Below are 21170 nucleotides of genomic sequence, written 5' to 3' on the forward strand. Positions count from 1 at the left end.
TCCTTCCATCACTCTTCGTTCGGGTCTCGCCGTCCCCCGCCGTGTCGTCGACCGATGTCGTGTCGGCGTCTGGGCGACGTCTCCAGACTATGGGAACCCGCGACGACCGCTTCCCCCAGCCACCGGTTGGCAGCCGTGCACTGCGCGCCGCCGGCGCGTGGGTGCGAGAATGTCGCACGTGTCCTACCTGTTGCGGGTCTATCTCGAAGACCGGCCGGGCAGCCTCGGCGTGCTCGCCGTGCAGCTCGGCTCGGTCGGCGCAGACATCCTGTCCCTCGAGGTCGTCGAGCGCGGCAACGGTTACGCCGTGGACGACCTCGTCGTCGAGGTGGCGCCCGGGGCGCTGCCCGACAGCCTGATCACCGCGGCCGAGAAGGTCAACGGCGTCCGTGTCGACTCGATCCGCCCCTACTCGGGCGTGCTGGACACCCATCGTGAACTCGAGTTGGTCGATCAGGTGGCCACTGCCGGACGTGACCGGTTGCAGATCCTGGTGGACAACGCGCCCCGCGTCCTGCGCGTCTCCTGGGCGATGGTGGTCACACCCGCCAGCGGCGGCGTGCTGCAGCTCTTCGGCTCGTCCGGCGCCCCGGAGACCCCGCTGACCAGGGCGGATTGGCTACCGCTCGAGAGAGCCGTCGAGCTGGACGCCGACGGCGACTGGGTGCCCGGCGCCTGGCAGGACATGGACACCCGTCTCGCGGCGGCTCCCCTGGGCTCGGAGTCGAAGGCGATCCTGCTCGGACGCATCGGCGGACCGGACTTCCGGCCGTCGGAGGTCGCCCGACTCGGTTATCTCGCCGGGATCGTCAGTACCGTGCTGCGCGCCGAGAGTTAGCCACAGCCGGTCGATCCGGAGGCATCATGGTCTGATGACGTCCATCACGTTGATACAGGGCGACATCACGACACAGTCGGTCGACGCGATCGTGAATGCCGCGAACTCCACACTGCTGGGCGGCGGCGGTGTCGACGGCGCGATCCACCGGCGGGGCGGCCCGGCGATCCTCGCCGAGTGCAAGGAGCTGCGGGCGGGCACCTACGAACGTGGACTACCCGTCGGCGAGGCCGTGGCCACCACCGCGGGAGACCTCGACGCACGTTGGGTCATCCACACGGTCGGACCGGTGCACTCCTACGACGAGGACCGTTCATCCCTGCTCGTCTCCTGCTACCGCGAGTCCCTGCGCCTCGCAACCGAACTCGGTGCCACCACCATCGCCTTCCCGGCGATCTCGACCGGCGTGTACGGCTGGCCGATGGACGACGGCGCCCGCAAGGCGGTCGACACGGTGCGTGCCACGCTGCCGGAGACCTCGATCGAGGAGGTCCGTTTCGTCCTTTTCGACCAGCGTGCCTTCCGCGCGTTCGAGTCCGCTCTGGGCTGATCGACGGTCACTCGGGGCTGCCGGTCTCCAGCAACTTCTTGAACGCGTCCTCGTCGAGCACCGGCACGCCGAGCTGTTCGGCCTTGTCGGCCTTGGTGCCCGGCGAATCCCCCACCACCACGTAGTCGGTCTTCTTCGACACCGAACCCGACGCCTTGCCGCCGCGTTGCAGGATCGCCTCCTTGGCCCCGTCACGGGAGAAGTCCACCAGCGAACCCGTCACGACGATCGTCTTGCCCTCGAGGGTCCGCGGGATCGACTCGTCGCGCTCGTCTTCCATGGAAACGCCTGCGGCGCGCCACTTCTCGACGATGTCTCGATGCCAGTCGACGGTGAACCAGTCGTGGATCGACTGGGCGAGGGTCATTCCCAACCCCTCTACGCCGGCGAGCTGGTCGATGTCGGCGGCCTCGATGGCCTCGAGGGAACCGAATTCGGTGGCGAGGGCGCGGGCGGCGGTGGGCCCGACATGGCGGATCGACAGCCCGACCAGCACGCGCCACAGCGCCACGTCCTTGGCTTTGTCGAGGTTCGCCAGCAACCGCTTGCCGTTGGCCGAGAGCGCCCCCGCCTTGGTGGTGAACAGATCCGTGCGGATCAGGTCCTCGGCCGTCAGCGAGAAGAGGTCACCCTCGTTGGTGAGCACCCCCGCCGACAGCAGGGCCGACGCGGCCTCGTAGCCGAGCGCCTCGATGTCGAAGGAACCCCGACCGGCCAGGTGGAAGAGCCGCTCGCGCAACTGGGCCGGACAACTCTCCTGGTTCGGACAGCGGAGGTCGGCGTCGCTCTCCTTTTCGGGACGCAGCGGCGTCTCGCAGGCCGGGCACAGTTCGGGCATCTCGAACTCCACCTCGGTGCCGTCGCGGAGATCGACGACGGGCCCGAGGACCTCGGGGATCACGTCCCCCGCCTTGCGGATGGTGACGGTGTCGCCGATCAGCACACCCTTGCGCTTGACCTCCGAACCGTTGTGCAGGGTCGCGCGCGAGACCGTGGACCCGGCGACGAGCACGGGATCGAGGACCGCGAAGGGAGTGACGCGGCCGGTCCGCCCGACGTTGACCTGGATGTCGGAGAGCTTGGTGGTGGCCTCCTCGGGCGGGTACTTGTAGGCGATCGCCCACCGCGGCGCCCGCGAGGTGGAACCGAGGCGGCGCTGCACCGTGACGTCGTCGACCTTGACCACGATGCCGTCGATCTCGTGCTCGACGTCGTGACGGTGCTCGCCCCAGTAGGCGATCTTGTCGATGATCTCGTCGGCGCCGGACACCTTGGTGGTGTGGGTCGACACCGGCAGACCCCAGGCCCCGAGCGCCAGGTAGGCGTCGTGCAACGACTCCGGTCGCCAACCCTCGGTGTGCCCGATCCCGTGACAGATCATCCGCAGCTTGCGACGGGCCGTGACCTGCGGATTCTTCTGCCGCAGCGAGCCGGCGGCCGAGTTGCGCGGGTTCGCGAACGGCGGCTTGCCCTCCGCCACGAGCGAGGCGTTGAGCGCCTCGAAGTCCTCCACCCGGAAGAAGACCTCGCCACGCACCTCGAGGACCTCGGGAATCGGGTACTCCGGGGACTCGGTCAGGCGCATCGGGATGTCGTCGATGGTGCGCGCGTTCAGTGAGACGTCCTCACCGGTGCGTCCGTCGCCACGGGTGACACCTCGCTCGAGAACCCCGTTCCGGTAGACCAGCGCCAGGGCCACGCCGTCGATCTTGAGCTCGCAGAGGAAGTCGGCCCGGGCGCCGGCGTCGGCGACCACGCGGTCGACCCAGGCGCGCATCTCGTCGTGGTCGAAGACGTTGTCCAGCGACATCATTCGCTCGAGGTGGTCCACTGCGGAGAACGCCGTGGAGAAGCCACCCCCGACGAGCTTGGTGGGTGAGTCGGCGGTCGCGAGTTCGGGATGCGCGTCCTCGAGCGCCTGCAGGCGTCGGAGAAGCTGATCGAACTCGCCGTCGGTGATGACCGGCGCGTCCTTCACGTAGTAGCGGAACTGGTGCTCGCGGATCTCCTCGGCGAGCGCGGTCCACTCCTCACGCAGGTCCGCCTCCGGCCCCGACTGCTCGGTGACCGGCTGGCCCGACTCCGTTGTATCTGCCACGTTCCGAGGGTATCGGAGTGGTGGGACAGACCCAGCTCGTCAACCGATGCCTCATTCGCGCGGTACTGCTTCCCTCCCGCTGATCGGATCCGATCAGCGGGAGGGAGACGGGACCGCGGGAGTTTCCGCGCCGACCATCACAACGGACCGAGCTTCGCCACCGACCGTTTGGGTGCGATCTGGCGGTAACTCGTGTCGAGGAGTTCGGCGACCTCGTCCCAGTCGGTCCCGTCGTCGAGGATCAGCCCCACCCAGCCGGCCGGCCCGAGGTAGGCGGGCAGGAAGAACCGCGGATCGTCCAGCAGCGCGGGCCGCTCGGAGTCGTCGGCGAGGACCAGGATCGACTGATCGTGACGCACCTTGCTGCCCTTGACGCCACCGCCGTAGTTGCCGAACATCTTGCCGCAGCGAAAGGTCGGACGACCGTGCGCGACGACCTCGGTCGCGTCGGGCAGCGCGAGCGCGATCTCCCGTATGCGGCCCAGATAGGGATCCGCGTCGTCGAACATGATCGGGTGCGGCATACCGACGAGAATAGGTCCGCGACGCCGGGCCCGCAGGGGTTTTCAGAGCGCGGAGGGATCGCTGCCGAGCAGCTGACCGGCCTCCGCGGTGATCGCCAAGGCCGTCTTGGCCCACTTCGTCGACGCCCCGGCCAGACCACAGGTCGGCGTCACGATCACGTTGTCCGACAACACTTTGCGGTCCAGCCCGATGCGGTCGGTCAGCGCGGCGAGTTCGGTCGCCACGTGTTCGGCGGCCAGCGGACGATCGGGCGCTGTCGACGTCACACGGCCCGCGAGGAGGACGCCGCCGCGGTCGACGAGCATCCCGATGCCGTCGAGATCGGTCGCGGACGGTGTGGTGATGTCGATCGAATATGCAACCCCGGGAAGATGTTCGAGGAGGTCCCACCGCGGTGTGCCGCAATCGTGCAAGACCACCGGGACGCCGACGTGGTCGACGAGTTCGGTGAGTGCGCGAGCCACCTCGACCGCCGGTATCGCCCGGATGGGGTCGAAGCGGGTCAGCGGCTTCACCGTGCCGTCGATGACCTGGCCGACCATCGGCTCGTCGAGCTGGACCACCACGCGCGCACCGAGCCGGCGTTCCACCTCGGCGACGTGCTCGCGCACACCCTCCGCCGTCGACTCGACGATGTCGCGGACGGCTCCGTGGTCTTTCAGGACTCGTTGCCCGTTCGTCAGCTCGACAGATGCCGAGGTGGTGAACGGACCGGCCACCTGCACCTTGAAGGTGCGGCCGGTACCGATGAAACCCGCTGTCTCCCAGAGTTCCTCGACGACGTCGAGGTCCTCGGCAAGCAGGTCCGCGGCGCGTCGGGCCAGGCGGGAGTGGCGTTGCGCCAGCCGGTAACCCCATGTCGCGGTGTCCATCGGCAGGTCGACGAGGATCGCCGCCATCCGGCCGATCAGATCCGCACCGATACCTCGCGCGGGCAGTTCGACGAGGTGGGCGAGATCGAGTTCCCCGTTCACCACCGCGGCGGCCGCACGTGCGTCGGTGCCGGGCATCGACCCCACGCCGGTGCCCACTCCGGTGGGCAGTGCCGCTCCGGTCACCGAGACGCGACGACAGTCGGCTGCGACGAGGTGGTGGCGATGCGTCCGCACCCGACGACCTGGTCGCCGCGTCGGGCATCGGGCAGGTACAGCACCGCGGCCTGACCGCGGGCGACGCCGGTGAGCGGCTCCTGCAGCGCTATGTCGATACCGGGTTCACCGTCGATCGTGGTGGCGGTCGCGCGCACCGGCGCGAGCCCGCCGTGGGCTCGGACCTGCACCATCGCGTCGAAGGGTTCGTCCGGAGTGACGCCGGAGGTCCACACCGCGCGCGTCGCGGTGATGCCCCAGACCTGCAGGTCGGCAGCCGTCCCGACCGTCACCGTCCCCGAATCCGGGTCGATCTCGGTGACATAGCGGGGCTTGCCATCGGCGGCCGGCGCCTCGACCCCCAGGCCCTTGCGCTGCCCGATGGTGAAACCGTGGACCCCGTCGTGCTCGGCGAGGCGCTCGCCCGACGTCGCGTCCACGATCGCGCCCGGCCGGACGCCGATGCGGGCGCCGAGGAACGCGCGGGTATCGCCGCTCGGGATGAAGCAGATGTCGTGGGAGTCCGGCTTGTCCGCGACGGCCAGGCCGCGCCGGGCCGCCTCGGCCCGGATCTCGGACTTCGGGGTGTCACCGATCGGGAACATCGCCCGCGACAGCTGATCACGCGTCAGCACGGCCAGCACATACGACTGGTCCTTGTCGGCGTCGACCGCTCGTCGTAACTCGCCGTCGGTCAGTTGCGCGTAGTGACCGGTGGCCAGCGCGTCGAAGCCGAGCGCCATCGCCTTGTCGGCGAGGGCCGCGAACTTGATCTTCTCGTTGCACGTCAGACACGGGTTCGGGGTGCGTCCGGCCGCGTAGGCCTCGACGAACTCGTCGATCACATCGTCCTTGAACCGGTCGGCGAAATCCCACACGTAGAACGGGATTCCGAGGACATCGGCGGCGCGGCGGGCGTCGGAGGCGTCCTCGCGCGAGCAGCATCCGCGCGAACCGGTGCGCAGCGCACCCGGAGCCGTCGACAACGCCAGATGAACTCCGACCACCTCGTGACCGGCCTCGACCGCCCGGGCCGCGGCAACCGCCGAGTCGACGCCGCCGCTCATCGCTGCCAATACGCGCATCAGGAGATCCTTCCGCCGGGGACCGAGACCAGTCCGGCCGCCCGCGCCCGGTCGACGACCTCGTCGATGACCGCGGCGACCGCGTCGATGTCGGCCTCGGTGGTGGTGTGGCCGAGGGAGAACCGCAGCGACGACCGCGCGTCGGCCATGTCCAGACCCATCGCCAGGAGGACATGGCTGGCCTGGGCGACCCCGGCGGTGCAGGCCGATCCGGTGGAACACTCGACGCCCTTGGCGTCGAGAAGCATGAGCAGCGAGTCACCCTCACAACCGGCGAACGACACGTGCACGTTCCCCGGGAGGCGACGATCGCCGTCGGCACCGTTCCGCACCGTTCCGTCGACGCCGAGGAGAATGTCGGTCAGCCGGGTCTGCAGGGCGCGGACGTGCGCGGTGTTCTCGTCGAGGTGCTCGACGCACCACGACAGTGCGGCGGCCATGCCGGCCGCACCGGCGACGTCCTGGGTTCCCGAGCGCACGTCGCGTTCGTGGCCGCCGCCGTGCAGCAGCGGCACACATCCGACATCGCGACCCAGCAGCAGGGCGCCGACACCCTGCGGCCCGCCGAACTTGTGGGCGGTCAGGCTGAGCGCCGAGAGGCCGCTCGCGGCGAAGTCGACCGGCAGATGGCCGACGGCCTGGATCGCGTCGGAATGCACCGGGACGCCGAATTCGGACCCGACCGCGGCGAGCTCGGCGATCGGTTGGATCGTGCCGACCTCGTTGTTGGCCCACATCAGCGAGATGAGAGCGGTCTCGGCGGCGTGCTCCTCGAGCTCCGCGCGCAGGTCGGCGGGCGAGACGACACCGTCGGCGTCGACCGGGAGCAGGACGAGCTCGGCTCCGGCCTGCTCGGCCAGCCACTGCGCGGGGTCGAGGACGGCGTGATGTTCGATCGCCGAGGTGATGATCCGGCGACGGCGAGGATCGGCGTTCCGCTGTGCCCAGTAGATCCCCTTGACCGCCAGGTTGTCGGCCTCGGTGCCGCCGCCGGTGAAGACGACCTCGGAGGGCCGGGCACCGACCGCCGCGGCGATGGCCTCGCGCGCCTCCTCGAGCCGACGACGTGCGGTGCGACCGGATCCGTGCAGCGACGAGGCGTTACCCGGCTGCGCGAAGACGGCCGTCATCGCCTCGACGGCTTCGGGCAGCATCTGCGTCGAAGCGGCGTGGTCGAGGTAGACAGGCGCCTTCACGGGCGGTCGGCTTGGCACGGGCATCGCTAGCAAGGATAAACGCGCGTAGGTCGCCGACAAATTCCGCGATCGGACGCGGAACGACAGCCCGCCTCAGACCCGCTCGAGGTAGAAGTACAAGTGACGGCCGTCGATGACTCCGCCTTTGCCGTTCATGATCCCCATCACCGTGGTGTCGTCGACGCGCTTGAAGTGGTCGATGACCGGCTGACCGTCGTAGACCATCGATGCGGTGATCTCGCCGCGGAACTCGATCGCCCACAGGCTGGCCTCGCCCTTGCCGAGTGTGGTGTTGGAGTAGAGGTTGCCGTTCTCGTCGCGGCACACCAGCGGTTGGACGTCGCTGCGTGAGGTGAATGTCTTACCGAACCAGTTGGCCTTGGCGAGCGCACCGTTGATGGCGTGCCCGGTGGTGAACTCGCCGCCCTTCCATGCGCCGAGCATCTCCTCGGGCCGTAGCGGCGACAGTCCCGCCCACACGGTGTCGAGGTCGGCGTCGTCAACTCGGCCGTCGACGTCCCGGAGTTCGAAGAACTTGGCGCGCGCGGCTTCTCGGGTCTGAGTGGACGTCATCGTCGGCCTCCTGGGGGTACGCGGTTGATCGTCCGCAGAGCTGCGGACGGCTACCGGAAAACCTATATCAGAGAACGGGTGATGTCACTTTCCGCGGCCGGGAACCGCCCCGCCACGACGCGCTCACACCGACGCGCCAGCTCGCGACGATCTGCGCCGGGTTCCTCGGGCGGGTGGATGACCATCGTGACGACGAGACCACGCGCCCGCAGGACCCGCCGCAGCGTGTCGGCGGGGGTGTCGGCGCCGATGAAACTCGGTGCCGTCGCGGTGGTCCCGTCGCTGCCGACGAAACGCAACCTCACCGGCACGACCGGCACGTCCGCATCGATCGCGGCCTGGAAGAACGCGGGTCGGAATGCACCGGCCGAGCGGCCGCAGTACGTGGTGCCCTCGGGGAACACGATCACCGACGAGTCGCGGTGCAGCCGCCCGGCCACGTCGCCGACCGTCCCCGGCAGACCGCGGAGTGTGCCGCGGTCGACGGCGATGACGCCGAACCGGCGCGCGAGGGACGACACCACCGGCATCCCGACGACATCGGATTTGGCCACCACGTCAGCAGGGCTGATCAGCGCGAGCGCCAAGACATCGAGGAACGAGATGTGGTTGGCGACCACGAGTCCGGCGCGGGTCGGGCCACAGCGCCGGTCCTCGACGCGGACGGCGATGCCCAGGGCCGCCAGCAGTGCACCCGACGCGGATCGACGCAGGGGACGCGGCGGACGACGACGCAGCCGCGCCACCGCCCCGGTGGTCAGCGCCGCCCAGACGATCCACACCACGACCACGACGAGTCGGCACAGACGCCACGCGACGATCGTCGCGCCGAAGACCGCGTCGAACCGCCCGGCCCGCGGTGCACCGATGCAACCGTCGCCACAGGTGCTGATCGGGAACCACGGGTGCGCGAGCGCGCCGGCCGGGCGGGCAGGCGGACACGCGGCGTGTTCGCGTCGGGGACGCTCGGAGCGAGGTCCGACCGGACCGACCAGCAGGGCGGTCATCGTGCCGCGCCACCGGGCTCCGGCGTGGCATCCGCGCGGGCCGAACCCAGCCGTCGGGCACTCGATCGCAGCCGGTCGAGGTATCGCTTGTTGGCCCCTTCGCGGTCGAGCAGGGTCAGGAAGTCCGCGACGTCGAAGACGTCGTCGACCGCCGGCTCGCCACAGATGCGGGCGCCGAGGCGGAGGTATCCACGCATCAGCGCCGGCATCGCGACAGTGTCGGACGGCACGATGTCGTCGAGCAGGCGTCCGCCGATGCGCGCCGGTGCCAGCGGGTGGGCACGTCGCTCGGGGTCCCGGTGGTCGTCCCGCAGACGATCGCGCAGGGCGCGCAGCGACGACCCCGGCAGCCATTCACCCGGCGTGTGCAGGGGCACCGACACACAGCCCATCAGGTATCGCAGGTCGGCGTCGTCCATGTACTGCAGCAGCGCCGCCCACATCAGCGCGGTGACCGACCCGTCGCGGTACTCGGAGTGGACACACGCCCGACCCAATTCGACGGTGGCGGAGACGATGTCGTTCATCTCGCGGAGGTCGAACTCGGTGGCCGAGTACCAGCCGCCGGCGGCGATCGCCCGCGCCGGGGAGAGCAGGCGCGCACACCCGACGACCCCGTCGTCGGCGTGGCGGACGATGAGGTGCTCGCAGAAGGCGTCGAACCGGTCGGCGTCCCGTCCGGTGACCGCGTCACCGATGCAGTTGGAGAAGCCGGGTTCGTCGGCGAAGACGCGATACCGCAGTTCCTGGGCGGCGACGATGTCGGCGGGATCGTCGGACACGAGGACCCGGATGGGCCCCGCGGTGAGCAGGGTCGTCGGCACGGCCCGCGAGAACCGAGCGCGCGCGACATGGCTGGTGCGGACTGGCGACTGCATGGCGTTCATGACTCGAATGAAAACGAGACCGGGCATCGGCGGGACCACCGCAGCGTGTCGTGTCGGTGCGGGTTCGATGAACTCGGGCCGCCACCGGATGAACAGGCCTCGCCACGGCCACCTGCGGGTGAACGACCCCCGAACGCACGGTGACCCCCGACGGGGAGTCGGGGGTCACCGGGTTCTGCAGTTGATCAGTTCATGATCACTTGCGCTTCTTGACCTCTTCGGTCAGCTGCGGCGCAACGTTGAACAGGTCGCCGACAACGCCGTAGTCGGCGATCTCGAAGATCGGGGCCTCTTCGTCCTTGTTGACGGCCACGATCGTCTTCGAGGTCTGCATGCCGGCGCGGTGCTGGATGGCGCCCGAGATGCCCAGGGCGACGTACAGCTGCGGCGACACGGTCTTACCGGTCTGACCGACCTGGAACTGACCGGGGTAGTAACCGGAGTCGACGGCCGCGCGCGACGCGCCCACGGCGGCACCGAGCACGTCGGCGAGTTCTTCGACGACGGAGAACTTCTCGGCGCTGCCGACACCGCGACCACCCGAGACGACGATCGACGCCTCGGTCAGTTCGGGACGATCGCCGCCGACGTTCGGCTCGACCTTGGTGATCTTGACCGCGCCCTCTTCCTGAGCCGGGACCTCGACGTCGACACGCTCGCCGGCGCCGGCCTGCGGCGCGGCCTCGACGCCACCGGGGCGGATCGAGAAGACCGGGACCTCGCCCTTGGCCTGGGCGTCGACGGTGTAGGCGCCACCGAAGATGGAGTGGATGCCCACGCCGCCTTCCTTGACGTCGACGATGTCGGCGAGGACGCCAGAGCCGAGGCGCACGGCCAAGCGGCCGGCGATCTCCTTGCCGTCGGCGGTGGCCGCGACGAGGATGCCGGCCGGCGAGGCGGTCTCGGCGATCGAGGCCAGCACGTCGACCTGCGGGGTGATGAGGTAGCTACCCGCATCGTCGGACTCGGCGACGTAGATCTTCTCCGCGCCGGCCTCCTTGAGTCCGTCGAGGATGCCGTCGGCCGAGCCGGGCTTGCCGACGACGACCGCCGACGGGGTGCCGAGTGCGCGGGCGGCGGTGATGAGCTCGCTGGTGACCTTCTTCAGGGCGCCTTCGGCGTCCTGTTCCACGAGAACGAGTACTTCTGCCATGGTGGTTTTCTCCTGAATGTCTGGGGGTTCGCCGGTGGTCTGCGTGGAGAAGGTCAGATGATCTTCTGGCCGACCAGGTACTCGGCGACCTTGGTGCCGCCGTCGCCTTCGTCGGTGACGCGCTCGCCCGCGGTCTTCGGCGGCTTCGGGGTGTTCGCCGTCACGACCGAGCCGGCGTTCTCCAGGCCCACATCGCTTGCCTCGACGTCGATCTCGGCGAGGGTCAGGACGGTGACCTCCTTCTTCTTGGCGGCCATGATGCCCTTGAAGGAGGGGAAGCGCGGTTCGTTGATCTTCTCGTTCACGCTGACGATGGCCGGCAGGCTGGCCTCGACGTGGAAGATGCCGTCGTCGGTCTCCCGCTCGCCCTTGAGGGTCTCGCCCTCCAGGGTCAGCTTGCGCAGGTGGGTCAGGTGCGGGAGCTCGAGGTACTCGGCGATCATGGCCGGGATGGCGCCGACGCGACCGTCGGTGGCCTCGTTGCCGGCGATGACCAGCTCGACACCCTCGACCGTGCCGAGCGCCCGGGCCAGCACATAGGCGGTCTGGACCGCGTCCGAGCCGTGCATGAGGTCGTCCTTGATGTGGATCGCCTTGTCGGCGCCCATGGACAGGGCCTTGCGGATGGCGTCGGTGGCGCGCTCGGGACCCGCCGTCAGGATGGTGACCTCACCGCCGTCGGCCTCCTTGATCTTCAGCGCTTCCTCGACGGCGCGCTCGTTGATCTCGTCCAGGACGGCGTCGGCGGCCTCACGGTCCAGGGTGTAGTCGTCGTCGGACAACTTGCGCTCGGACCATGTGTCGGGAACCTGCTTGATCAGTACGACAATGTTTGTCATGGGTCTACGTCGACCTCCTGCATCGGGTTCGGCAACTTACCGGCGGGTAAGGCCATGGGTCCCCACCACTTTAGCGTCTCCCATGTTTCCACTAAACATCGACTACCTCACACAATGCACGCTACCGTTCGCTCGCTCGCTACGACGGCCCCGGCGGTCCCCGGGGCATGCCCTACTCTCTGTCAGATGACTGACGCAGACCTCGGATCGTCGCGCGGGACGGCAACCACTGGTCTCGAGGCGCTCGACACCGACCAGCAATTGGCGCTGACCGGCGAGCGGACGGTCCCGGGGATTCCCGCCGAGAACTACTGGTTCCGGCGCCACGAGATCGCCTACCGCCACATCGCCGACCGGTGCGCGGGCCACGACGTCCTCGAAGCCGGCTCCGGCGAGGGGTACGGCGCCGCGATGATCGCCGACGCCGGGGCGTCGTCGGTGGTCTGCGTCGATTACGACGCCGCCGCGGTCGAACACACCCGACGCCGCTATCCCCAGCTCGTCGTCCACCAGGGCAACCTCGTCGACCTCCCCCTCGCCGACGCCTCGGTCGACATCGTGGTCAACTTCCAAGTCATCGAACACCTCTGGGATCAGCCGCGATTCGTCGCCGAATGCCACCGCGTGCTGCGTCCGGGCGGGGTCCTGCTCATGTCGACGCCCAACCGCATCACCTTCTCCCCCGGTCGCGACACACCGCTCAACCCGTTCCACACCCGTGAGCTCGACGCGGCCGAACTCACCGAACTGCTTCTCGACGGCGGCTTCGTGATCGACGCGATGTGGGGAGTCGTCCACGGACCGCGCCTTCGCGCCCTGGACACCAAATGGGGCGGTTCGCTCATCGACGCCCAGATCGAGCGTGCGCTCGCCGGCGAGCCCTGGCCGGACGAGCTGGCCGCGGATGTCGCCGGCGTGGTCGCCGCGGACTTCGATGTCGTCGATTCCGGCGTGTACGACATCGACGACTCGCTCGACCTGTTCGCCGTCGCGTTGCGGGGCTGAGGGTGACCACCCGCACCGAACCCGTCCCGGGCCAGTTCACGCTGGTCCTGCACTCGCATCTGCCGTGGCTGGCCAATCACGGACGTTGGCCGGTCGGCGAGGAGTGGCTGTATCAGTCGTGGGCCGCGTCGTACCTGCCGCTGTTCGACATGCTCGAGCGGCTGGCCGCCGACGGTTTCAGCGACCAGCTCTCCCTCGGGATCACGCCGGTGCTGGCCGCGCAGCTCGACGATCCGCACTGTGCGTCGTCGATGTACGAGTGGCTCGCCGACTGGCAGCTCCGGGCCACGCAGGCAGCGATGTCCCGCGACGCCGACCGAGCCGCGGCGGGCCGCCGTGAGTACCTCGACGCCCAACGCGCGCTGGACACCTTTGCGTCCCGATGGCGTCACGGCGCGTCGCCACTGATCCGCGGACTGGCATCGAGCGGCGTCGTCGAGATCCTGGGCGGCCCCCTGGCCCACCCGTTCGCACCGCTGCTCGACCCGCGACTGCGCCGATTCTCGCTGACCGAGGGGCTCGCGGACGCCCATGCGCGGTGGGGTGTCGACCCGACCGGGATCTGGGCACCCGAGTGCGCCTTCGCGCCGGGGATGGAAACGGAGTACGACCGAGCGGGCGTGCGCCACTTCATGGTCGACGGGCCCGCCTTGCACGGCGACACCGCGCTGGGACGCCCCGTCGGCGACAGCGTCGTCGTCGCCTACGGACGTGACCTGACGGTGAGCTATCGCGTCTGGTCGCCGAAGTCGGGCTATCCGGGTCATGGCGCCTATCGGGATTTCCACACCTATGACCATGAGACCGGGCTCAAGCGGTTCCGGGTCACCGGCCGGACCGTGTCCGGGCAGGACAAGAAGCCCTACGACCCGGCTCGCGTCGACGCGGTTGTCGACCGGCACGTCGAGGACTTCGTCGCGCATGTGCGGCAGCGTCTGGTCGACGAGTCCGCGCGGATCGGCCGGCCCGCGCTGGTGGTCGCCGCGTTCGACACCGAATTGTTCGGGCACTGGTGGCATGAGGGCCCGGTCTGGCTGGAACGGGTGCTGCGACGTCTGCCCGAGGTCGGGGTCACCGTCGGGACACTCGCGGGCGCAACGCAGGCCGGGCTCGTCGGCGCGCCCATCGACCTCCCCAGGTCGTCGTGGGGGTCGGGTAAGGACTGGCGGGTGTGGAACGGCCCGGCCGTGCAGCACCTGGTCGACCTGAACGCCGAGGTCACCGAGACGGCGCTCGACGCGGTCGCCAAGCTGCGGCAACGAGTGAATGCACGCAGCCGGGTCGCCGATCAGATCGTGCGCGAGGCGCTGCTGACCGTGTCCTCGGACTGGCCGTTCATGGTGTCGAAGGACACCGCGGCGCAGTACGCTGTGTCGCGAGCTCACACGCATGCGCATGCCACCCGCGAAATCAGCGACGCGGCGATGCGGGGCCGCGACGACGCAGCCGAGACGCTCGCCGCCGCCTGGGCGCGTGCCGACAATCTCTTTCCCGCACTCGATGCGCGCCGGCTGCACACGGCTCTGACCGCCGACCGGGTCGGTGTCGAGGGGGGAATCCGATGAAGGTGTTGTTCGTGTCGTGGGAGTACCCGCCGGTGGTGGTGGGCGGACTCGGCCGGCATGTCCATCACCTCGCCACCGAGATGGCCGCCGCCGGGCACGACGTGGTCGTGCTGACCCGGCGTCCGTCGGGGACCGATGCGGTGAGTCATCCGACGACGGACACCGTCGTCGAGGGTGTTCGGGTTCTGGCCGTCGCCGAGGACCCGCCGGAGTTCGAGTTCGGGCAGGACATGATGGCCTGGACGCTGGCGATGGGGCATGCCTTCGTGCGGGCGGGACTTCGGATTCTGCACGGCGCCGGAAGCGGAGCGAGCGGGCCGGATCCGCACGGCGCCGGGAGCGGAGCGATCGGGTCGCGATGGGTACCGGAGGTCGTGCACGCGCATGATTGGCTGGTCGCCCACCCGGCCATCGCGCTGGCCGAGTTCTTCGATGTGCCATTGGTTTCCACGATCCACGCGACGGAGGCCGGGCGGCACAGCGGCTGGGTGAGCGGCCGGACGAACCGGCAGGTGCATTCGGTCGAGTGGTGGCTGGTGTCCGAATCCGATGCTCTCATCACGTGTTCGGCGTCGATGCGCGACGAGGTGAACCGACTGTTCGGCTACGACGCCACCGACATCACGGTGATCCACAACGGCATCGACATCCGTACGTGGCCGTTCGCCGAACGTGCTCGGACGAGCGGTCCGGCCGAGCTGCTGTTCGCGGGTCGGCTCGAATACGAGAAGGGCGTGCAGGATCTGCTCGCGGCTCTCCCCCGGATCCGGCGCAGCCATCCGGGTACGACGCTGACGATCGCCGGTGACGGCACCCAGCGAGACTGGCTGATGGAGCAGGCGCGCAAGCATCGGGTCGGCAAGGCGGTGCGGTTCGTCGGCCCGGTCGACCACACCGAGCTGGTGACGCTGATGCACCGCTGCGACGCCATCGTGCTACCGAGTCGCTACGAGCCGTTCGGGATCGTGGCGCTGGAGGCGGCGGCGACCGGCGTGCCCTTGATCGTGACCACGGCCGGGGGTCTGGGTGAGGCGGTTCGCGAGCCGGACACCGGGCTGACGTTCGAGCCCGCGGATGTCGCCGGTCTGGCCGCGGCGGTCCGGGCCACGCTGTCCGATCCGGGCGCGGCCGCGCAGCGGGCACTGCGGGCCCGGGCGCGGCTCACCGCGGAGTTCTCCTGGGCCGAGGTCGCCGAGCGCACCGCGAGCGTGCACCTCGCCGCGAAGCGTCGGGTCCGGCACGCGATCGGACGGCCCGACATCCCGGAACGTCCGCTGCCAGAACGGGACTCGGGCCAGCCATAGCCCCCTGCTCCCTGAGGAGCCCGGAGCCTGCGGAGGGCGTCACGAAGGGTCCCGCTCGGCCGCGGCCTTCTTCCGTTCGATGTCGGCGAGGGCGCGTTCGAGTTCGGCGCGTTCGGCGGCGTTCGAGGCCCAGTCGTCCATCCGGTTCTTGACCACCCGGGCGGGGGCGCCGACCGCGATGGCGTAGTCGGGGATGACGCCCTTGACCACCGCGTGCGAGCCCAGCACGCATCCTCGCCCGACGATGGTGTTGCGCAGCACCGACACCTTGGCCGCGACCCACGTGTCCGGCCCGATGCGCACCGGGCCCTTCACGATGCCCTGGTCTTTGATCGGCAGCGTGATGTCGTCCATCTTGTGGTCGAAGTCGCAGATGTAACACCAGTCGGCGATGAGGGTGGAACCGCCGATCTCGAGGTCGAGGTAGGAGTTCACCACGTTGTTGCAGCCGAAGACGGTCTTGTCGCCGATGCGGAGGCTGCCCTCGTGGCAGCGGATGGAGTTGCCGTCGCCGATGTGGACCCAGCGACCGATCTCCATGCGCGCGAGTTCCGGCGTCGCGTGGATCTCGACGTTGCGCCCGAGGAACACCATGCCCCGCAGCACGATGTGCGGATTGGCGAGGCGGAACCGCGCCAGGCGGTAGTAGCGCACGAGGTACCACGGTGTGTACGCCCGGTTGCGTCTGATCCAGCGCAGCGAGTCCAGCGTGAGAAAACGCGCCTGGTCGGGGTCGCGGCGTCGGCCTGCGCGCCGGCGGGACCGGTACGACGCATTCCACATGGTGGTCATGACCAGAAACCCTAATCGACGCGATTTTCGCGCACGATAGGCTCACTGCTGGCGCGGAGTGCCGTTCGATGGCATGCCCGGCGCCTGGACCCGACGCTGAACAGGGCACGACGACGAGGAGCAGGATGGCTTTGGCACGACCGCAGGTGTCTCGACGCCGCCGATCCGCGCTGACCCGCCTGCTCGTCGCGCTGACGGCCGTGTGCTCGATGGCGCTCGCCGCCTGCTCGGACGGCCACATCGACGTCCGCTCCGTGCCGAGCGTCGGCTGGCCCAGCTACGGGGGCGTCCCGGGCAACGCCAACTTCGCGTATGCCGATGTGCCGGAGGACCTCACGCTGAGCTGGACACGGCCGACCGGCGGCCCGGTCACCGCGCCGGTGACGATCTCCGGCAAGGGGAACGTGGGCGTGACGTCGAATGCGGCGCAGGGATGCAACGTGCTCGTGCTCGACAGCCGCTCCGGACGCAAGAACTTCTGCAAGGACATGCGGGCCGGTGTCGAGATCAACGCGATGCTCGTCGATCAGTACGACCAGCCCTATCTCGGCGAGGAGACGACCTTCCTCGCCTTCAATGCCGGCGGCGCCATCCGCTGGCGGGCCGGCGTGATCGGGGTACCGCTGTCGGCGAAGTTCGCGGCCCCGAACGAGGTGCTGGTCGCCACCACACAGGGTCAGATCCTGCTGATCGACACCCAGCGCAACGAACTCCTCGCGCCTGAGGTGAGACTGCGCGACGACGCCGACCCCGCGCAACCGCTCCGCGGCTTCGGCGATTGCGTGAGCAACGGGCCGCAGTGCGCGATCCCCGCCCCCGCTGCCGTCGACACCGAACGAGAACGCTTCTTCCTCAACTTCTTTCCCCAGGGCGCAGCGACGTCGCAGATCCGCGCGATGAAGTACGGCGCCGTTGCCGGGAACCGCGAAGTCCGGACTGCGTGGCAGGCCGACGTCCCCAGCGGCGTCATCGGGACCCCGACGCTCTCGGCCGACGGCGCGACCGTCTATGCGTTCTCGCGCGACGGCAAGATCGTCGCCCTGAACGCCGAGGACGGATCGACGCGGTGGACCTACGACATCGGCGGCCACGGATTCGCGACGATGACCGTCTCCCCGGACGGTCTGATCATCCCGACCGGTTCGCTCGGCGCCCCGCTGACCCTGCTGCGTGATCGGGGCGATGGTGCCGAACAGGTCTGGCAGCGCACCGATCTGGCGACGGTGAGCCTGTCCGCCTTGACCCAGCAGCAGACCGCGTGGACGGTCGCCCGCGATCCCGGCAAGGACTCCCTGTCCCTGGTCGAGGTGTCCACGACCGACGGCGCGACGAAACGGATTCTGCCGCTGCCGAATTCGCGCGGTTTCGCGACCGGCGTCTCGGTGTCCTACTCCGGACAGATCGCGACCGCGACCAATCTCGGCGAGGTGTACTTCTTCGACAGCAAGGCCGATCTCGAGTAGGTGTTCGTAGAGTGCGGGATTCGTACCGGAAACCGATACCGATCCCGCACTCTGCGTGATCGGGTTCGTTTCAGAACCGGACGCCCGGCTCACAGATGAACGCGGCACCCTTCCGCCCGATCCGGGTCAGCACCACCGACAACGGCCGGGAGCCCCTGAGCTTGAGCTTCTTCCGCAATCGGTCGGGGTCGACGTCGAGTCCGCGGACGAGGATCTCGAGGGGGCCGCAGTCGAGCGCCGCGAGCGCCTTCCGGAGCGCCTTCTCGGTCACGCCCGTCTGCTCGATCACCCGGAATCCGCGGGCGCCGTCGGGGACGGAATCACCCGTGAGATAGGCGATCTGCGGATCGAGTTGCCAGAGCCCGGACCGGTGGGCGTAGTGCTTGACCAGCCCGGCGCGCACGATCGCCCCGTCCGGGTCGACGATCCACTCGCCCGCCTCACCGGCCGGCACGTCGTCGTCTTCGCGGTCGGTGACCTCGACCTCGGCGATGGTTCCGTCGGCGCGGGTGCGGAGCACGGTGGCCCGCCGGCCGGGCTCCACACCCGGGCCCGTCCACAGGCACGCCTCGCGCACGCCGCCGTCGACTGAGGTGACCTGGACCTCGCCGTCGAAGCCATAGCGGTTTCGCAGCATCTGATGATCCAGTCCGGGAGCGCATTTCACGATGAGCGCGCGGCCGGGGTAGGTGGTCAACAGCTCGAAGAGCGGTGGGGTCAGCTGATCGAGTCGGAAGATGCGGCCCGCGTCCGATCGCCGCGCGGGATCGGCGAGGAGCACGTCCGCGGTCGAGGTCGGGGTGAGCGCGTCCGCGACCAGCAGCGTCGCCTCCGGCAAATTGGAACGCGCCATCGCGAGCCGGACCCGGTCGATGTCGCTGCCGATGACACCCGAGATGCCGTTGGCGCGCACCAGCTCTCGCAACTCCGCCCCGATCGAACAGGTCAGGTCGTGCACCACCGATTCCGGGAACCGCGCCGCGATTTCGGCCGCACGGTGCGCGGCGACCACCGACGCGGTCGCCTGCTGCAGGGCGTCGTCGGTGAGCAGGAGCGCCTCGGCATCGCGCAGCTTCGAGCGGGCGCGCCTACGACACTGCACCGTCTCGATCAGCGCGGCGTCGTGGGGCGCGTATCGGCTGCGTACCTCGGTGATGTCGGCCAGCATCGTCGACGGGGTGAGCTCGAGGCCGGCCACCGTGTCGAGCGCCTTCTCGCCGTGCCGCGACCGCAGGAACGCGACGTCGTCGAGATCGAAGGAGTAGCCCATGGCCTGACGACGGAACCGCCTACTGCGGCTTCGTCCCCGTCACCACGACGTTGTAGAAGAACTTCGGCGGCACGACCTTCCGCAGCACGTTCTCGTCGAGCCAGGTCAGCCGCTTCCAGCCACCGAAGGCAAAGCGGGCCCAGCCCCAGCCGAGCTTCTCCGGCGGCACAGCGGCCTCGAAGGTGCGGACCGGCCAGCCGAGCATCGCGGCGGCCAGTTCCTCGGTGGCGGTGGCCACCTTCTGCGCGCCGGCGGCGCGGGCGATGCCGGCGAGCTCGTCGGGATCGAAGGTGTGGATGTCGACCACGGCCTCGAGCGCGGCCGCACGCGAGGACTCGTCGAGTTCCTCCTGCGGGCGCCGCCACCCCTGCAGCGGACCGAGCTTCGTGACGTTCGTCGTGGCGAACCACGTCGCCCGACTCATCCAGCGCGCGTAGAAGTCACCGATCGTCGACGGCTCACCCGCGAAGATGAACCGCCCGCCGGGCTTGAGGACCCGCAGCACCTCACGCAGCGCCTGCTCGACATCGGGAATGTGGTGCAGCACAGCATGTCCGACGACAAGGTCGAAGGTGTCGTCGTCGTACGGGATCTTCTCCGCGTCGGCGACCCGGCCGTCGACATCGAGACCGAGGTTCTCCGCGTTGCGCAGGGCGACCTTGACCATGCCCGGCGAGAGGTCGGTGACCGACCCCTTCGACGCAACACCCGACTGCATCAGGTTCAGCAGGAAGAAGCCGGTGCCACAACCGAGTTCCATCGCGCGGCCGTACGGTAGGGGCTCGTCGGTGGCCACGGCGTCGAAACGGCCACGCGCGTAGTCGATGCAGCGTTCGTCGAAGCTGATCGACCACTTCTCGTCGTAGGTCTCGGCCTCCCAGTCGTGGTAGAGCACCTGGGCGAGTTTGGTGTCGGTGAGGGCCGCCTTGACCTGTTCCTCGGTGGCGTGCGGATTGGGAGCGGGATCGGTGCCCGGTGTGGCGTCGGTGGTCATGATCGCTTCCTGTGTGCGTGGTGATGGGGTGCTGTGGTCGAGGGGTACGCGGCGACGACGGCTCAGCGGCCGACGAATTCCGCCTTCCCGGGGCCGTTCTCGAGGAACGAAGTCAGACCGATGGCGCGGTCCTCGGTCGCGAACAGCGGGGCGAACAACTGCTCTTCGATCTTGAGCCCGGTGTCGAGGTCGACGCCGAGCCCCTGATCGACGGCCTTCTTGATCGCGGCGAGCGCCACCGAGGCGGCGCCGTCGAACTGTCCGGCCCAGGCGAGCGCGGCGTTGTAGACCTCGTCCGGCGCGACGACCTCGTCGACGAGTCCGATCGCCAGCGCCTCCGCGGCGTCGACGAAGCGGCCGGTGAACATCAGGTCCTTGGCCTTCGACGGCCCGATGAGGCGTGCCAGCCGCTGCGTGCCGCCGCCGCCGGGGATGAGACCGAGCAGGACCTCGGGCAGCCCGAGCTTCGCGTTGTCGCCCGCGATCCGTCGGTCGGCACCCAACGCGACTTCGAGGCCACCGCCGAGCGCGTACCCGGTGATGGCCGCGACGGTCGGCTTCGGGATGGCGGCGATCGCGCCGAGATCGCTCTGCAGGCGACCCGCCACCCGGCTCATCTCGGCGTAGCCGACGTCCCGCATCTCCTTGACGTCCGCGCCGGCCGCCAGGATCTTCGGGCCGCCGTAGACGACGACGGCCTTGATGTCGGCGCGGACCGTGGCCTCCTCGGCCGCGGCGGCCAGTTCGGCCTGCACCTGCCGGCTCAACGCGTTCATCGGCGGCCGGTGCAGCAGGATGGTGCCGACCCCCGGATGAGCGTCGGAGCACTCGAGGGTCACGAACTCAGGCATGGTCGAAGGCTACCGGTAGGTAAGTCCGATCGATGCCCCAGCCCGACGACCCAGGCCGACGACCCGGCACGCACGACGCGGCCCGGA

The 21170-nt window shown here is 69.4% G+C and carries 20 protein-coding genes; 6 read left to right on the top strand and 14 right to left on the bottom strand.

Going from position 1 to position 21170, the window contains the following annotated elements; translation table 11 throughout:
• Window positions 1-169 precede the first annotated feature (169 nt).
• Together QAD21_RS16305 and QAD21_RS16310 are read left to right on the top strand one after the other, a co-directional pair.
• Entirely contained in the window at window positions 170-838 is a 669-nt protein-coding gene (locus QAD21_RS16305) for an amino acid-binding protein (protein ID WP_065632686.1), read from the top strand.
• 34 nt (window positions 839-872) lie between these two features.
• Complete coding sequence (locus tag QAD21_RS16310) at window positions 873-1388, top strand: O-acetyl-ADP-ribose deacetylase (RefSeq protein WP_165629819.1); 516 nt, start codon at window positions 873-875, stop codon at window positions 1386-1388.
• 7 nt (window positions 1389-1395) lie between these two features.
• On the opposite strand, the gene ligA is transcribed toward QAD21_RS16310, so the two are convergent.
• The 10 genes from ligA to QAD21_RS16360 all read right to left on the bottom strand — a co-directional run bounded on the left by ligA (window position 1396) and on the right by QAD21_RS16360 (window position 11839).
• A complete protein-coding gene (gene ligA, locus QAD21_RS16315) occupies window positions 1396-3486 on the bottom strand; it encodes an NAD-dependent DNA ligase LigA (RefSeq protein WP_165629818.1) in 2091 nt (696 codons plus the stop codon).
• 137 nt (window positions 3487-3623) lie between these two features.
• Window positions 3624-4010: an MmcQ/YjbR family DNA-binding protein gene (locus QAD21_RS16320; RefSeq protein ID WP_165629817.1), complete on the bottom strand. Its 387-nt coding sequence runs from the start codon at window positions 4008-4010 to the stop codon at window positions 3624-3626.
• A 42-nt stretch (window positions 4011-4052) separates the two neighbouring features.
• Window positions 4053-5069 (bottom strand): vitamin-B12 independent methionine synthase, encoded by a 1017-nt coding sequence (locus QAD21_RS16325; RefSeq protein ID WP_165629816.1) that lies wholly within the window; start codon window positions 5067-5069, stop codon window positions 4053-4055.
• Window positions 5066-6184 (bottom strand): tRNA 2-thiouridine(34) synthase MnmA, encoded by a 1119-nt coding sequence (mnmA, locus tag QAD21_RS16330; RefSeq protein WP_058252159.1) that lies wholly within the window; start codon window positions 6182-6184, stop codon window positions 5066-5068. Before mnmA ends, QAD21_RS16325 begins: the two co-directional genes overlap by 4 nt.
• Window positions 6184-7404 carry a cysteine desulfurase family protein gene (locus QAD21_RS16335; RefSeq protein WP_175401208.1) on the bottom strand — a complete coding sequence of 407 codons (1221 nt, stop codon included), beginning with the start codon at window positions 7402-7404 and terminating at the stop codon, window positions 6184-6186. Before QAD21_RS16335 ends, mnmA begins: the two co-directional genes overlap by 1 nt.
• A 69-nt stretch (window positions 7405-7473) precedes the next feature.
• Entirely contained in the window at window positions 7474-7953 is a 480-nt protein-coding gene (locus tag QAD21_RS16340; protein WP_159371154.1) for a DUF4334 domain-containing protein, read from the bottom strand.
• Between the two features lie 62 nt (window positions 7954-8015).
• Complete coding sequence (locus QAD21_RS16345; RefSeq protein WP_165629815.1) at window positions 8016-8960, bottom strand: lysophospholipid acyltransferase family protein; 945 nt, start codon at window positions 8958-8960, stop codon at window positions 8016-8018.
• Window positions 8957-9943, bottom strand: coding sequence for a GNAT family N-acyltransferase (locus QAD21_RS16350; protein WP_165630808.1), 987 nt, complete (start codon window positions 9941-9943; stop codon window positions 8957-8959). Before QAD21_RS16350 ends, QAD21_RS16345 begins: the two co-directional genes overlap by 4 nt.
• A gap of 100 nt (window positions 9944-10043) precedes the next feature.
• A complete protein-coding gene (locus tag QAD21_RS16355) occupies window positions 10044-11000 on the bottom strand; it encodes an electron transfer flavoprotein subunit alpha/FixB family protein (RefSeq protein ID WP_068970697.1) in 957 nt (318 codons plus the stop codon).
• Window positions 11001-11053: 53 nt separating this feature from the next.
• Window positions 11054-11839: an electron transfer flavoprotein subunit beta/FixA family protein gene (locus QAD21_RS16360; protein WP_004019278.1), complete on the bottom strand. Its 786-nt coding sequence runs from the start codon at window positions 11837-11839 to the stop codon at window positions 11054-11056.
• A 186-nt stretch (window positions 11840-12025) separates the two neighbouring features.
• Between QAD21_RS16360 and QAD21_RS16365 the strand changes: the two genes are divergently transcribed.
• Genes QAD21_RS16365 through QAD21_RS16375 form a run of 3 tightly spaced genes read left to right on the top strand, consistent with a single transcriptional unit; the run spans window position 12026 to window position 15713 of the window.
• Complete coding sequence (locus QAD21_RS16365) at window positions 12026-12844, top strand: class I SAM-dependent methyltransferase (RefSeq protein WP_068970698.1); 819 nt, start codon at window positions 12026-12028, stop codon at window positions 12842-12844.
• A 2-nt stretch (window positions 12845-12846) separates the two neighbouring features.
• Entirely contained in the window at window positions 12847-14409 is a 1563-nt protein-coding gene (locus tag QAD21_RS16370; RefSeq protein WP_068970699.1) for a glycoside hydrolase family 57 protein, read from the top strand.
• Window positions 14406-15713: a glycosyltransferase family 4 protein gene (locus QAD21_RS16375; protein WP_068970700.1), complete on the top strand. Its 1308-nt coding sequence runs from the start codon at window positions 14406-14408 to the stop codon at window positions 15711-15713. The genes QAD21_RS16370 and QAD21_RS16375 overlap by 4 nt, the downstream gene beginning before the upstream one ends.
• Window positions 15714-15752: 39 nt before the next feature.
• On the opposite strand, the gene QAD21_RS16380 is transcribed toward QAD21_RS16375, so the two are convergent.
• Entirely contained in the window at window positions 15753-16505 is a 753-nt protein-coding gene (locus tag QAD21_RS16380; RefSeq protein WP_065632672.1) for an acyltransferase, read from the bottom strand.
• Window positions 16506-16630: 125 nt separating this feature from the next.
• Here QAD21_RS16380 and QAD21_RS16385 point away from each other — a divergent pair, with 125 nt between their 5' ends.
• On the top strand, window positions 16631-17968 hold the full coding sequence (locus QAD21_RS16385) for a PQQ-binding-like beta-propeller repeat protein (protein WP_165629814.1): 1338 nt from the start codon (window positions 16631-16633) through the stop codon (window positions 17966-17968).
• A gap of 70 nt (window positions 17969-18038) precedes the next feature.
• Here QAD21_RS16385 and QAD21_RS16390 read toward each other — a convergent pair whose 3' ends face one another.
• The 3 genes from QAD21_RS16390 to QAD21_RS16400 form a co-directional block, all read right to left on the bottom strand.
• Window positions 18039-19238 carry a class I SAM-dependent methyltransferase gene (locus QAD21_RS16390; protein ID WP_165629813.1) on the bottom strand — a complete coding sequence of 400 codons (1200 nt, stop codon included), beginning with the start codon at window positions 19236-19238 and terminating at the stop codon, window positions 18039-18041.
• A 19-nt stretch (window positions 19239-19257) separates the two neighbouring features.
• Window positions 19258-20232 (bottom strand): class I SAM-dependent methyltransferase, encoded by a 975-nt coding sequence (locus QAD21_RS16395; RefSeq protein WP_165629812.1) that lies wholly within the window; start codon window positions 20230-20232, stop codon window positions 19258-19260.
• Window positions 20233-20294: 62 nt separating this feature from the next.
• Window positions 20295-21083, bottom strand: a complete 789-nt coding sequence (locus tag QAD21_RS16400) for an enoyl-CoA hydratase-related protein (RefSeq protein ID WP_058252172.1) — start codon at window positions 21081-21083, stop codon at window positions 20295-20297.
• Window positions 21084-21170 lie beyond the last annotated feature (87 nt).

Origin of the sequence: Gordonia sp. SMJS1 (assembly GCF_029866425.1) — a bacterium.
GTDB classification, from domain to species: domain Bacteria; phylum Actinomycetota; class Actinomycetes; order Mycobacteriales; family Mycobacteriaceae; genus Gordonia; species Gordonia hongkongensis.

What these genes read in the sequence shown, in the direction of transcription:
- QAD21_RS16385 (WP_165629814.1), top strand. Translation starts at nt 16,631, where the DNA reads ATGGCTTTGGCACGACCGCAGGTGTCTCGACGCCGCCGATCCGCGCTG.
- QAD21_RS16335 (WP_175401208.1), bottom strand. Translation starts at nt 7,404, where the DNA reads ATGCCCGTGCCAAGCCGACCGCCCGTGAAGGCGCCTGTCTACCTCGAC.
- QAD21_RS16340 (WP_159371154.1), bottom strand. Translation starts at nt 7,953, where the DNA reads ATGACGTCCACTCAGACCCGAGAAGCCGCGCGCGCCAAGTTCTTCGAA.
- QAD21_RS16390 (WP_165629813.1), bottom strand. Translation starts at nt 19,238, where the DNA reads ATGGGCTACTCCTTCGATCTCGACGACGTCGCGTTCCTGCGGTCGCGG.
- mnmA (WP_058252159.1), bottom strand. Translation starts at nt 6,184, where the DNA reads ATGCGCGTATTGGCAGCGATGAGCGGCGGCGTCGACTCGGCGGTTGCC.
- QAD21_RS16395 (WP_165629812.1), bottom strand. Translation starts at nt 20,232, where the DNA reads ATGACCACCGACGCCACACCGGGCACCGATCCCGCTCCCAATCCGCAC.
- QAD21_RS16310 (WP_165629819.1), top strand. Translation starts at nt 873, where the DNA reads ATGACGTCCATCACGTTGATACAGGGCGACATCACGACACAGTCGGTC.
- QAD21_RS16380 (WP_065632672.1), bottom strand. Translation starts at nt 16,505, where the DNA reads ATGACCACCATGTGGAATGCGTCGTACCGGTCCCGCCGGCGCGCAGGC.
- QAD21_RS16400 (WP_058252172.1), bottom strand. Translation starts at nt 21,083, where the DNA reads ATGCCTGAGTTCGTGACCCTCGAGTGCTCCGACGCTCATCCGGGGGTC.
- QAD21_RS16360 (WP_004019278.1), bottom strand. Translation starts at nt 11,839, where the DNA reads ATGACAAACATTGTCGTACTGATCAAGCAGGTTCCCGACACATGGTCC.
- QAD21_RS16355 (WP_068970697.1), bottom strand. Translation starts at nt 11,000, where the DNA reads ATGGCAGAAGTACTCGTTCTCGTGGAACAGGACGCCGAAGGCGCCCTG.
- QAD21_RS16345 (WP_165629815.1), bottom strand. Translation starts at nt 8,960, where the DNA reads ATGACCGCCCTGCTGGTCGGTCCGGTCGGACCTCGCTCCGAGCGTCCC.
- QAD21_RS16365 (WP_068970698.1), top strand. Translation starts at nt 12,026, where the DNA reads ATGACTGACGCAGACCTCGGATCGTCGCGCGGGACGGCAACCACTGGT.
- QAD21_RS16320 (WP_165629817.1), bottom strand. Translation starts at nt 4,010, where the DNA reads ATGCCGCACCCGATCATGTTCGACGACGCGGATCCCTATCTGGGCCGC.
- QAD21_RS16305 (WP_065632686.1), top strand. Translation starts at nt 170, where the DNA reads ATGTCGCACGTGTCCTACCTGTTGCGGGTCTATCTCGAAGACCGGCCG.
- QAD21_RS16375 (WP_068970700.1), top strand. Translation starts at nt 14,406, where the DNA reads ATGAAGGTGTTGTTCGTGTCGTGGGAGTACCCGCCGGTGGTGGTGGGC.